Annotated in this window: 8 protein-coding genes; 4 read left to right on the forward strand and 4 right to left on the reverse strand. The window is 68.6% G+C overall.

The window, feature by feature from the left end; translation table 11 throughout:
• Positions 1 to 470 precede the first annotated feature (470 nt).
• A complete protein-coding gene (locus GX015_RS07440; protein ID WP_291344028.1) occupies positions 471 to 1,976 on the reverse strand; it encodes a catalase in 1,506 nt (501 codons plus the stop codon).
• Positions 1,977 to 2,224: 248 nt separating this feature from the next.
• On the opposite strand from GX015_RS07440, the gene GX015_RS07445 reads away from it, so the two are divergent.
• Complete coding sequence (locus GX015_RS07445) at positions 2,225 to 2,824, forward strand: RNA polymerase sigma factor (RefSeq protein ID WP_291344030.1); 600 nt, start codon at positions 2,225 to 2,227, stop codon at positions 2,822 to 2,824.
• Positions 2,825 to 2,861: 37 nt separating this feature from the next.
• Here GX015_RS07445 and GX015_RS07450 read toward each other — a convergent pair whose 3' ends face one another.
• Together GX015_RS07450 and GX015_RS07455 are read right to left on the reverse strand one after the other, a co-directional pair.
• Positions 2,862 to 3,893 (reverse strand): aspartate-semialdehyde dehydrogenase, encoded by a 1,032-nt coding sequence (locus tag GX015_RS07450; RefSeq protein WP_102213465.1) that lies wholly within the window; start codon positions 3,891 to 3,893, stop codon positions 2,862 to 2,864.
• A gap of 157 nt (positions 3,894 to 4,050) precedes the next feature.
• A complete protein-coding gene (locus GX015_RS07455; protein WP_291344034.1) occupies positions 4,051 to 5,316 on the reverse strand; it encodes an aspartate kinase in 1,266 nt (421 codons plus the stop codon).
• Between the two features lie 224 nt (positions 5,317 to 5,540).
• On the opposite strand from GX015_RS07455, the gene GX015_RS07460 reads away from it, so the two are divergent.
• A complete protein-coding gene (locus GX015_RS07460; protein ID WP_102213469.1) occupies positions 5,541 to 6,386 on the forward strand; it encodes a DMT family transporter in 846 nt (281 codons plus the stop codon).
• A gap of 805 nt (positions 6,387 to 7,191) precedes the next feature.
• Here the strand turns inward: GX015_RS07460 and GX015_RS07465 are convergent.
• Positions 7,192 to 8,541: a hypothetical protein gene (locus tag GX015_RS07465; protein ID WP_291344036.1), complete on the reverse strand. Its 1,350-nt coding sequence runs from the start codon at positions 8,539 to 8,541 to the stop codon at positions 7,192 to 7,194.
• A gap of 329 nt (positions 8,542 to 8,870) precedes the next feature.
• On the opposite strand from GX015_RS07465, the gene leuA reads away from it, so the two are divergent.
• Together leuA and GX015_RS07475 are read left to right on the forward strand one after the other, a co-directional pair.
• Complete coding sequence (gene leuA, locus GX015_RS07470) at positions 8,871 to 10,694, forward strand: 2-isopropylmalate synthase (RefSeq protein WP_291344038.1); 1,824 nt, start codon at positions 8,871 to 8,873, stop codon at positions 10,692 to 10,694.
• Positions 10,695 to 11,837, forward strand: a complete 1,143-nt coding sequence (locus GX015_RS07475) for a DNA polymerase III subunit epsilon (RefSeq protein ID WP_291344039.1) — start codon at positions 10,695 to 10,697, stop codon at positions 11,835 to 11,837.
• The last annotated feature ends 228 nt before the right edge of the window (positions 11,838 to 12,065 follow it).

Here is a 12,065-nt window from a genome sequence, read left to right on the forward strand (position 1 = left end):
CCCTCCGGCACTTCCCCGCCCCGCCCACGCCCACGCCCTTCAAGCCTCACGCGCCAGCTCGTGCCGAGGAGATGACAACGCCGCGTCGATAACCACGTTTCCCCAGGTCGCGGTTTTCGGTGGCATCTCCTCGGCACGAGACTGCCGGCTACCACCGCCCTGATCGTGATGCCCGCGAATGCGCAGCCGGCCCTCGCTCCCATTTCGTGCATATCTGGTTACACCCCCGGGAACGACGTTCCCGTTTCCCCAGGTCGTGGGCTTCATATTTGAAGCTGAGGCACCATAAATGCACGAAACTGGCCACGAGCCCCCGACGCGGGATCGCACACCACGGGATCAGCCGGCGCGATCGCAAACCACGGGATCCATAACGCGGGATCAATGCCCAGAGACGGGAAAACCACGGGATCAACATCGATCCCGTGGTTTAGATCCCGTGGTTTGGGCGGAGGGGCCCCTAGCCCCCCCTACGCGCCCTTGTTGGCGGTGAAGCGCTTGCGCACCTCGGCGCCGAGCCACTCGTCGACGTTGGTCCAGTACTGGTAGACGCGCTCCTCGACCTCGGGGCTGACGCCGTCCATGGCGCCGGCGATGTTGCCGGCGAGGCGGTCGCGGGCGGCATCGTCGAGGACCTCGCGGACGAGAATGCCCGGCTGGATGAAGTCGTCGTCCTCGGGGTGCTGCAGGTAGGCGCCGCGGAACGGCTCCTCCCCCTCGGCGGCCCAGAGGCCCAGGTCACCGTGGTCGGCGGACTCCTGCGAACCGCGGCCGGCGGCGTTGGAGCCGTGGACGGGCAGCTTCGGGTCGGCGAAGCGGTGGGTGGCCGCGCCATCCTGCGAGAACGTGTTCACCTGCACGGTCGGGCGGTTGACGGGCAGCTGGTCGGAGTTGGCGCCGAGGCGGTAGCGGTGGGCGTCGGCGTAGGAGAACGCGCGGGCCAGCAGCATCTTGTCGGGCGAGAAGCCGATGCCCTCGACGAGGTTCGACGGCGCGAAGGCGGCCTGCTCGATCTGGGCGAAGAAGTTGCGGGGGTTCTCGTTGAGGGTGAAGTGGCCGACGGGGATGAGCGGGTAGTCCTTCTGGGACCAGGTCTTGGTCAGGTCGAAGGGGTTCCAGCGGTAGTCGGCGGCCTCGTCGAAGGGCATGATCTGCACCTTGACGTCCCAGGTCGGGTAGTCGCCGCGCTCGATGGCTTCGAAGAGGTCCTTGCGGGAGTGGTCGGTGTCCTTGCCGACGAGCTCCTCGGCCTCGGCGTCGGTGTAGAAGTCCCAGCCCTGGCGGGTCTTGAAGTGGTACTTCACCCAGAAGCGCTCGCCGGCTTCGTTGATCCACTGGTAGGTGTGGGAGCCGAAGCCGTCCATGTTGCGCCAGGTCTTGGGGATGCCGCGGTCGCCCATGAGGTAGGTGACCTGGTGGGCGGACTCGGGCGAGGAGGTCCAGAAGTCCCACTGCATGTTGGCGTCGCGCAGGCCGGTGTCGGGGAGGCGCTTCTGGGAGTGGATGAAGTCGGGGAACTTGATGCCGTCGCGGATGAAGAAGACGGGGGTGTTGTTGCCGACGAGGTCGTAGTTGCCTTCGTCGGTGTAGAACTTCAGGGCGAAGCCGCGGACGTCGCGCCAGCCATCGGGGGAACCCTGCTCGCCGGCGACCGTCGAAAAGCGGGCGAGCATCGGGGTGACGGCGCCGGGCTGGAACAGGCCGGCCTTGGTGTACTTGGACACGTCTTCGGTGACGGTAAGTTCGCCGAAGGCGCCGCCGCCCTTGGCGTGGACGACGCGCTCCGGGATGCGCTCGCGGTTGAAGTGGGAGAGCTTCTCGATGAGGTGCGCGTCGTGGATCTGCACGCCGCCCTGGGGGCCGGTGGTCACGGAGTGCTGTTCGGAGGAGGCGGGCGCGCCGTTGAGGCGGGTGGTGGGGCCGTTGGAGGTCCCGGTGTCCAGGCCCTGGTCGGCGATGTCCTTGCTGGAGGTCATTGGGTGGTGCTCCTTCTCTTTCTGGGTCGTCGCGGGCGGTGGGTTGCGGTGGCTTTTGCTTTGCGACGACCACGTGGGGCCGGTCTGCCGTCATTATGCCTTGTGTCGCAGGCCACATGACGGGGTTTTTCCGGCGTCGACTTTCATCGTACCCGACTTATCAGTTGTGCGCTATAGATAGGCCACAATTGAAAGGGGAAGGCTAATCGGTGGTACCCCCACGGGTGTCGCCTTGCTAAGGTTGCGGCATGACTGATCGGCAGCGCGAAGATGACCGCGTCACCGCCCTGGCCCTGAAGGCCGGCCGCGGTGACCGCGCCGCGCTGACCGAGTTCATCCGCGCCACGCAGACCGACGTATGGCGCCTGCTGGCGCACTTGGCCAACGCCGACGTCGCCGATGATCTGACTCAGGAGACGTACCTTCGCGTCATGTCGGCGCTCCCCCGCTTCGCCGGCCGCTCATCGGCCCGGACGTGGCTGTTGTCGCTGGCCAGGCGCGCGTGGGTCGATTCCGTGCGCCACGACATGGCCCGCCCCCGCAAGTCCGCCGTGGAGTGGGAGGACGCGACTCAGGCGTCGTCGACCGGCACGTCGTGGGCCGAACTGGTCGACGCGCGGGTGCTGATGGAGTCGTTGGACGAGGATCGTCGTGAAGCGCTGATCCTGACCCAGGTGCTCGGCTACACGTACCAGGAGGCCGCGGACATCGCGGGCGTCCGCGTGGGCACGATCCGCTCGCGCGTGGCCCGCGCGCGCCAGGATCTGGTCGCGGCGACGGAGGGACGGGGCGACGACCCCGCCGACGACGAGGACGAGCCGAGCAACCGCCACCTCACCGCGATGTGACGGGACAGAACGCGCCCCACGGCCGGGCGCGCGGAAGCTACACCAGCAGCTCGGCGATCTGCACCGTGTTGAGTGCCGCGCCCTTGCGCAGGTTGTCGCCCGACACGACCAGAACCAGGCCACGCCCCTCCGGCACCGACTGATCCACGCGGATGCGGCCAACCAGGGACACGTCGATGCCCGTCGCCGCCAGCGGCGTCGGAACGTCGACGACCTTCACGCCGGGGGCGTCGGAAAGCAGCTCCGTTGCGCGCTCGACGTCGATGGGACGCTCGAACTCCGCATGCACCACCAACGTGTGGCCCGAGAACACCGGCACGCGCACGCACGTGCCCGCCACCGCCAGCTCCGGAATGTCCAGGATCTTGCGGGACTCGTTGCGGAGCTTCTGCTCCTCGTCCGTCTCCAGCGAGCCGTCGTCGACCAGACCGCCGGCCAGCGGCAGCGCGTTGAACGCGATCGGCTCGACGTACGGGCCCAGATCACCGGCCTGCAGCGTCGAACCATCGGTGGCCAGCTGCTCCATTCCGGCCTCGTTGGCGCGGACCTGATCAGCAAGCGTCGACACGCCCGCCAGACCGGACCCCGACACCGCCTGATACGACGACACCCGCAGACGCTGCAGGCCGGCCTCGTCATGCAGCGGCTTGAGCACCGGCATCGCCGCCATGGTCGTGCAATTCGGGTTCGCGATGATGCCCTTCGGCGGGTTCTTCGCCTCGGCCGGGTTCACCTCGGAGACGACCAGCGGCACCTCCGGGTCCTTGCGCCACGCGGAAGAGTTGTCCACGACCGTCGCGCCGGCCGCCGCGAACCGCGGCGCCTGCTCCTTCGACAGCGTGCCGCCGGCGGAGAACAGGGCGATGTCGATGCCCTTCAGATCCTCGTCCGACGCCGCGGCGACGTCCTCGACCACGACGTCCTCGCCGCGGTACTCGATGGTCTTGCCCGCCGAACGAGCCGACGCGAAGAAACGGATCTTGTCCGCCGGGAAATCCCGCTCGGCGAGAATGCTGCGCATCACGCGGCCAACCTGGCCCGTGGCACCGACGATGGCGATGGTGGTCATGTGAAACCCTCCTGGGGGTTCCGGCCCCGCAGCAGCGGAACCGAAAAGTGTCAAACGTAAAAACTCGTGTACGGGGTCGGTGAACCCGACCCGCGCGAACCTGACGCCGGTGGGCCGGGTGAAAAACCCGGCCCGCCGGCCGGCCCTCCGGCCAAGTCTAGCGGCCGGTGCCGGCGTAGACGACGGCCTCTTCCTCGCCGCCGAGCTGGAACGCCTCGTGCAGCGCACGAACCGCCGTATCCAGATCGGTGTCGCGGATCAGGACCGAAATGCGGATCTCCGACGTCGAAATCAGCTCGATGTTGACGTCCGACTGGGCCAGCGCCTCGCAGAACGTCGCGGTGACGCCGGGGTGCGACTTCATGCCGGCACCGACAAGCGACACCTTGCCCACGTGGTCGTCGTAAAGCACATCCTGCCAGTCGCCCTCGACCTGCAGCTTCTTCAGCAGCTCCAGCGCACGCGGACCATCCTCGCGGGGGCACGTGAACGTGATGTCGGTGCGGTTGTCGTCGATCGACGACACGTTCTGCAGAACCATGTCGATGTTGATCTCCGCATCCGCCACCGCGCGGAACACCTGCGCCGCCTGGCCGGCGACGTCCGGGATGCCCAAGATGGTGATCTTCGCTTCCGAGCGATCGTGCGCGACGCCGGTGAGAACTGCTTCTTCCACGGGAATATCCTCCACTGATCCGTTGACGAGGGTGCCGATTTCATTGCTGTAGGACGACCGCACGCGCAGCGGCACGTTGAACGCCCGCGCGTACTCCACGCAGCGCAGCTGCAGGATCTTCGCGCCGACCGCCGCCAGCTCCAGCATCTCCTCGAAGGAAATGTTGTCCAGGCGCTGGGCGTTCGACACGATGCGCGGGTCGGCGGTGTACACGCCGTCGACGTCCGAGTAGATCTCGCACACGTCGGCGTTGAGCGCCGCCGCCAGCGCGACGGCCGTGGTGTCCGAGCCGCCGCGGCCCAGCGTGGTGACGTCCTTGGTCTCGCGGTTGACGCCCTGGAACCCGGCGACCAGGCAAATGTGGCCCTCGTCCAGCGCCTCGCGCACGCGGCCCGGGGTCACCTCGACGATGCGGGCGTTGCCGTGACGCTCTGTGGTGATCACGCCGGCCTGCGAGCCCGTGAACGACCGCGCCGACGCGCCCAGCGACGCGATGGCCATGGCCACCAGCGAGTTCGAGATGCGCTCGCCCGCCGTCAGCAGCATGTCCATTTCGCGCGCCGGCGGCACCGGGTTGACCTGGTTGGCCAGATCCAGCAGCTCGTCGGTGGTGTCGCCCATCGCCGAGCAGACGACCACGACGTCGTTGCCCTGTTTCTTGGTCTCCACGATGCGCTCCGCCACGCGGCGGATGCGCTCCGCGTTCTCCAGCGATGAACCACCGTACTTTTGTACGACCAATGCCATGGTCGGCGTCCTCCAGACCTCATCGTCCGTCAGCCCGGGCGCAGTCCGCCCGGACGGTTGCCTTCGCGCACGAACACGCGCGCTCGGGTTTCCCGTAAACGATACAACAGTGGTCGCCGCCGCGACTCGCCGAGTTTCCCGTGGCCGCAAGCGCTTTGCACCCCCATTGCACATTCGTCCGATGCCACCGCTTTACGACGCCCACGCGCAGGTAACCTGGCGTCGTGCACAATCAACTCCTCGCGGTCTTGCTGGGCCTCGGCTCGGCGTTGACCATCGCGTGGGGGACGGTCATCCGCCACCGGCTCGCCGACGAGCTGCCCGACGGCGCCGGCACCATGTCCGGGGTGTGGGCCGTGGTGTCGCGCCCGAAGTGGTGGGCCGGAGTCATCCTGGCCATGACCGGGTACGGGCTGCAGATCGCGGCGCTGGCGTTTGGCACATTGCTGCTGGTCCAGCCGTTGTTGGTGATGTCGCTGATGTTCACCCTGCCGTTGGCCGCCAAGATCGCCGGGCGGCGGATATCCAAGTCGGAGACCGCGTGGGCGATCCTGCTGACCATCGCCGTGGCCGTGCTGGTGATTCTCGGGCGGCCGCTGCCGGGTGATCCGCAGCCGCCGTTGTCGCGGTGGATTCCGGCGCTGATCGTCGGCGCGGTGGTGTTCGCCGTGACCTACCACGCCGCAGGCACGTTGTTGAGGTCGGAAAAGGCGCTGGTCCTCGGCTTGGCCACGGGCTGGTTGTACGGCTTCGTCGCCGTGCTGTCGAAGGCCGTGGTGGACATCTGGGTCACCGAGGACTTGGGGGCGTTCTTCCGGGCGTGGGAGCTGTGGTCGCTGATCGCGCTGGCGCTGATCGGCGTGGCGGTGCAGCAGGCGTCGTTCAATGCCGGGGCGCTGCGCAATTCGCTGCCGGCCATGACGTGCGCCGAACCCGTCGTGGCATTCGTGCTGGGTTACGTGGTCCTCGGCGAGAAGTTCCAGGCGCAGGGCACGCAGTGGATCTGGATGGCCGCGGCGCTGGTGGCGATGATCGCCTCCACCGTCGTGTTGTCCCGCAAGAGCGTGTAACCGCTCCTCTTCCCCCCCCGCCTTCGCCCCGGCCCATCGCCTCGGTTCCTTGCCCGCCCCTGCTCCTCTTCTCCCCGCCTTCGCCCCGGCCCATCGCGGTGGCGGCGTGGTAAAGCACGCGACCGCGACCGGGACCCGACCCGACCCATCGCGGTGGCGGCGTCGTAAAACACGCGCCCGCGACCTCGACCGGGACCGCGACCCGCCCCATCGCATCAGTTCACGGCTGGGACCTCATGTGCCCCATAACTCGGCGGATCGCCCAAGATGGGACATCGCGATGGTCCGCGACCTGGGCTTTTACCCATCCCAGTTGTCCCATTTTGGGCGATCCATCTCAATTTGGGGCGCATGTGAAGGGAAGATGCGACGAGGAGATGTGACGGGAGCCGGCCCGAGCCCGCCTTTCGCGCGGCAGGGGTACGCCCGACGGTCCCGACCCCCGCATACGAACCGGCCGAAATCGCGGAATTCCAGGCAACCTCAACCCGCCACGTCACATCAGCCCCAAAGACAACCAGCCACGTCACATCAGCCCCAAAGAATGGTCCGCGCGTTCATTTTGAAACATCTCCCACAACGAACCCCCAGGTCGATGACAGCCTTGGTGTTTCGAAATGAACGCAACTCCCGGCACTTGGGACGGGAGTGATTCGGCCCCGGCCGACTCGATGTGGCCAACAGTTGTGGCGGAGCGCAGGGCAGGCAGTGGATCTGGATGGCCGCGGCGCTGGTGGCGTTGATCGCCTCCACCGTCGTGCTGTCCCGCAAGAGCGCGTAGTCCCGCCCCGATCAGATCATCCCGTCAGATCGCCCACGGGAACGGCACGAGCAGGTACGCGCCGACCCACGCGGAACCGAGGATCCAGGCGGCGAGGATCCAGAATCGATCGAAACGCCGCATCCTCGCGAGCACCGGCGCGAACACCAGCAACACCAGCACACCGGACAGGAACAACCGCGGCCGCGAATGCATCAGCCCGTCGCTGACCAGCACCTGCCCGACCGCCAGGCACGAAAACAGCAGCACCGGCCAGCACGCGCCCCATCGATCCGGGAAGGAGCGGGCGCGATCGGCGGAGACGGAGCCGACGGAGATGGAGGAGCCAGTCGAAGTGGAGGGATCGGCGTCGGCGGAGTCGGCAACCGAAGCGGCACGCCGCACCCGCGCGGCCCCGATCCGCGCCAGCACCCAGCCGACGAACGCCCACGCCAACGTCGCGGCCACCGCCACGATGATCACCGCTGACATGGCGTACCCGGTCTCCCGCGAGGCACCCAGGCTCTCCCACAGCCAGCGCAGCGTCGCCGCACCGCCGTCGACCTCGGAGTTCCAGCCGCGCGCCTGCGCCCCGAAATACCCGCCGGCGTCTCGAAGCTGCGCCGACGACCACAACAGGTACGCCGCCCACCCCAGCGGCGCCACGACGACAGCCGCCCACGCCCTCGGGTTGCGGCGGTCCCCCGCGATCACCGCCACGGCCAGCACGATGAACAGCCCCAGCGCCGTCGACCGGGTCAACCCCGCAAGCAGGAACAGCAGCCCGGCGCGGCCCCATCGCTTGTCGACGACGCCCACCAGCCCCCACGCCGCCAACGCTAAAAACAGCGCCTCCGTGTAGGGCATCAGCATCACGACGGCCATCGGTGCCGTGGTGGCCAGCACCGACGCGAGGATCATCGAGCGGCGGGGCAACCCCATACGGCCGGCGAGGGCCGCGGCCGCAAACGCGAACGCCGCACCGGCCACGACCGAGATGATCACGCCCGACGCCGCCGCCGGCAGGGCCGTCGCCGCCGACAGCGCCTTCATGGCGAACGGCATCAACGGGAAAAACGCCAACGAACGCCAATGCCCCGGGTCCCCGTCGACGTCTTCGAGGCCGAAATACCCGCGCTCGGCGATGTCGCGCATCCACGCCGCATCCCACGAGTTGAGCGCCGTCCACGTATCCCGGGCCACGCCCGGCCACGTCACCGGCCACCCCTGGTCCGCCAGATCCGCCACCACCGCCAACGCCACCGCGGCAACCAACACCACGCGAGTGGCTGCGTACCAGGCGATCACCGGCACCGCGACGAACCTCAGCCTCGCTCCTCCACCGGAAGCGCCGTCCGCACGCACCACTCCACCACGACGCTCGTTGTCGACCACCCACACAGGATGGCACGGGCATGGGCGTCGCAAAGCAAAGCAACCGGCGTTCCCCCCACATGCGCAATCATGTTGGGCCACCCCCACCCCGTGTGTAGGCTGCATCACATGCAGCGCGCACTCCTCCTTCTGTGCCGCGGCGGGGCTCGACTGTAAAGGGCCGGCTCCCCGTCGCGGGTTTTTCCACGTGCCGGCCAGCCCCCCTTGAATCCCCGCATACCGCGATCCCCCGCACCCTCCCGCCGGCGCCGGGGCCACCACAGGCCCCCGCCCACCGCAACCGGGCGGCACCGGGAAGAGCATCGCCCCGAAAGGTAGAGTCGAACCCCATGTCCCCCACTGACGCCTTCATCTCCGCCCCCTCCCGCATCACCACCCCCGACGGTGAGATGCCCGAGGGCCAGGCCCCCTGGAACAAGCAGCGCAACTCGGCCATGCCGACCAACCGCTACCAGCCGTACGACGTAGAGGTGCAGGACTTCCAGCTGCCCGACCGCACGTGGCCGGACAAGCGCATCACCAAGGCCCCGCAGTGGTGCGCCGTCGACCTGCGCGACGGCAACCAGGCGCTGATCGACCCCATGAGCCCCGAGCGCAAGCGCCGCATGTTCGAACTGCTGGTGCAGATGGGCTACAAGGAAATCGAGGTCGGCTTCCCGTCGGCGTCGCAGACCGACTTCGACTTCGTCCGCGAGATCATCGAAAAGGACATGATCCCCGACGACGTCACCATCCAGGTGCTGGTCCAGGCGCGCGAGCACCTGATCCGCCGCACCTTCGAGGCGTGCGAGGGCGCGAAGAACGTCATCGTTCACTTCTACAATTCGACGTCGATCCTGCAGCGCGACGTGGTGTTCCGGAAGAACCGCGACGAGATCAAGAAGATCGCCACCGACGCCGCCGAGCTGATCAAGACCATCGCCGCCGACTACACCGGCACCAACTGGCGCTGGGAGTACTCGCCGGAGTCCTTCACCGGCACCGAGGTCGAGTACGCCAAGGAGGTCTGCGACGCCGTCACCGCCGTCATGCAGCCCACCCCTGACAACCCGATGATCCTGAACCTGCCGTCGACGGTCGAGATGATCACCCCGAACGTCTACGCCGACTCCATCGAGTGGATGGACCGCAACCTGGAGCGCCGCGACTCGGTGATCCTGTCGCTGCACCCCCACAACGACCGCGGCACCGGCGTCGCCACCGCCGAGCTGGGCTACATGGCCGGCGCCGACCGCATCGAGGGCTGCCTGTTCGGCAACGGCGAGCGCACCGGCAACGTCTGCCTGGTCACCCTGGGCCTGAACATGATGACGCAGGGCGTCGACCCGCAGATCGACTTCGGCGACATCGACCAGATCCGCCGCACCGTCGAATACTGCAACCAGCTGCGCGTGCCGGAGCGCCACCCCTACGGCGGCGACCTGGTGTTCACCGCGTTCTCCGGCTCGCACCAGGACGCCGTGAACAAGGGCCTGGACGCCATGGCCGACAAGATCCGCCCGGGCGCCGACCCGAAGAAGCTGACCGACGACGAGCTGCGCGCCGCCGTGTGGGAGGTCCCGTACCTGCCCATCGACCCGAAGGACGTCGGCCGTTCCTACGAGGCCGTCATCCGCGTGAACTCGCAGTCCGGTAAGGGCGGCGTGGCGTACATCATGAAGTCCGACCACGGCCTGAACCTGCCGCGCTCGATGCAGGTCGATTTCTCGTCGGTCGTGCAGGCGGTCACCGACTCCGAGGGCGGCGAGGTCAACTCCAAGGCGATGTGGGACATCTTCGCCGGCGAGTACCTGGACCGCGAGGCCCCCGTCGAGCAGATCGCGCTGACGGTCGATGCCCCGCAGGTCGAGTCCGATGACACCCGCGTCCAGGCCCGCGTGGTCTACCAGGGCTCGGAGCAGGTCGTTTCGGGCCACGGCAACGGCCCGCTGGCGGCGTACGCGAATGCGCTGGAGCAGCTGGGCATCAACGTCGAGGTGCAGGAGTACAGCCAGCACGCGCGCACGGCCGGCGATGACGCCGAGGCCGCCGCGTACGTCCTGGCCGACGTCAACGGCCTGAAGGTCTGGGGCTGCGGCATCGCGGGCTCCATCACGTACGCGTCGCTGAAGGCCGTCACCTCCGCGGTCAACCGCGCGCTGGCCGAGGCGTAGATGGACCGCTCTCCCTCCGGGGAGCGGGGTCCTTCGCTTGACGACGCCGACGTCCCCGCCGCCCCGTCTTCCCCGTCCGAAGAGGCGTCCCCCGTCGAGGGGGGCGCCGATTCGGCGTTGCCGGATTCGGGCTCCCCGTACGTCGCGGCGGTGGTGAAGTCGACGGGCATCCACCCGAAGTCGGCGCGGATGGTGTCGCTGGGGTTGGCCACGTTCACGGCCGACGGGCAGATCACCCGCACCTGGCATGGCGTGTTCACCATCGGGGAGGATCCGGGCCCGGTGCATCTGCACGGTTTGGAGCCCGATGACCTGGACGGCGCCCCGCGCTTCGGCACGGTCCTGGGCACGGTCGGGGAATTCCTCGACGGCCGGGAGCTGATCACCCACGATCTGCCCCGCACCTGGGGGTTCATCGTCGAGGAGGCCAAGCGGGCGCGCCGACACGCGAACCGTGCGAACCGTGGCCGCCGTGGCCGTGGCCGCGGCCGCGTGCGCGCCGGCCGGATCCCCGCGCCAAAGACGGTGACGGACACTCTGGTCACCGCGCGCCGCCAGGCCATCGACGTCCCCGACACCCGACTGCGCGGCGTCGCCCGGGCGTATGGGTTGGATGCGCCGTCGCCGGTGGCCAGCGTCGACAACATCGGCGTGCCCGAGCGCGAGCGGACCATGGGCGACGTCGAGCTGCTCGTGGACCTCTGGCGCGCGCAGCGCGATCGGGGCGAGGGCGAAGAGGGTGCCGGCGGGACGTCGTCAAGCATCTTCGCCACCTGGCCCACCGACGACCTGCGCGCCGACCACGTCGGCCTGCAGCGATCCGGCGTCCGCGTCGACGCGATGGAGGCGCCGCGGCCGCAGGCGAACCCCGGCAAGTACCGGCCCGGCGGGAAGCTGAAGGCCGGCATGGAGTTCGCCATCGCGCCCGAGCTGACGTCGCCCGCCGACGACATCATCGGCGCCGGCGTGAAGGCCGGGCTCGCGTACTCCGAGAAGGTGACGCGCGAGACGTCCGTGCTCGTGTGCAACCGGCCCGCCGACGTCACGCCCGAGGAGCTCGTGGGCAAGGCCATGCACGCCCACCGCAAGGAGATTCCGCTGGTCAGCGACGTTGCCTTCCTGCGCCTGCTCGACGAGATGTAGCGCGCGGCGGGGCGGGCGGGGGGCCTCGCTGCTTTGCGACGCCCACGGCCCCGCGCCGCGCCCCATCCCCCACTTGCGCCCCACAGCTCGGGGTCGGAGCGCCCGCCCGCAGCTCGGGGCCCGCAAATCGTGCGCCGGCGCCCCGAATCCGACGCTGGTCGTGGACGTTAGTTGCACAGCGCAGCCACACGATTTTGCGTCCTGGGGTTATACCGTCGTTCACCCGGC

Origin of the sequence: Corynebacterium sp. (assembly GCF_012837295.1) — a bacterium.
Lineage (GTDB): Bacteria > Actinomycetota > Actinomycetes > Mycobacteriales > Mycobacteriaceae > Corynebacterium.

Bases quoted from the DNA above. Each gene is read 5' to 3' on its own strand.
- GX015_RS07450 (WP_102213465.1), bottom strand. From the start codon at position 3,893: ATGACCACCATCGCCATCGTCGGTGCCACGGGCCAGGTTGGCCGCGTG.
- GX015_RS07455 (WP_291344034.1), bottom strand. From the start codon at position 5,316: ATGGCATTGGTCGTACAAAAGTACGGTGGTTCATCGCTGGAGAACGCG.
- GX015_RS07445 (WP_291344030.1), top strand. From the start codon at position 2,225: ATGACTGATCGGCAGCGCGAAGATGACCGCGTCACCGCCCTGGCCCTG.
- leuA (WP_291344038.1), top strand. From the start codon at position 8,871: ATGTCCCCCACTGACGCCTTCATCTCCGCCCCCTCCCGCATCACCACC.
- GX015_RS07440 (WP_291344028.1), bottom strand. From the start codon at position 1,976: ATGACCTCCAGCAAGGACATCGCCGACCAGGGCCTGGACACCGGGACC.
- GX015_RS07475 (WP_291344039.1), top strand. From the start codon at position 10,695: ATGGACCGCTCTCCCTCCGGGGAGCGGGGTCCTTCGCTTGACGACGCC.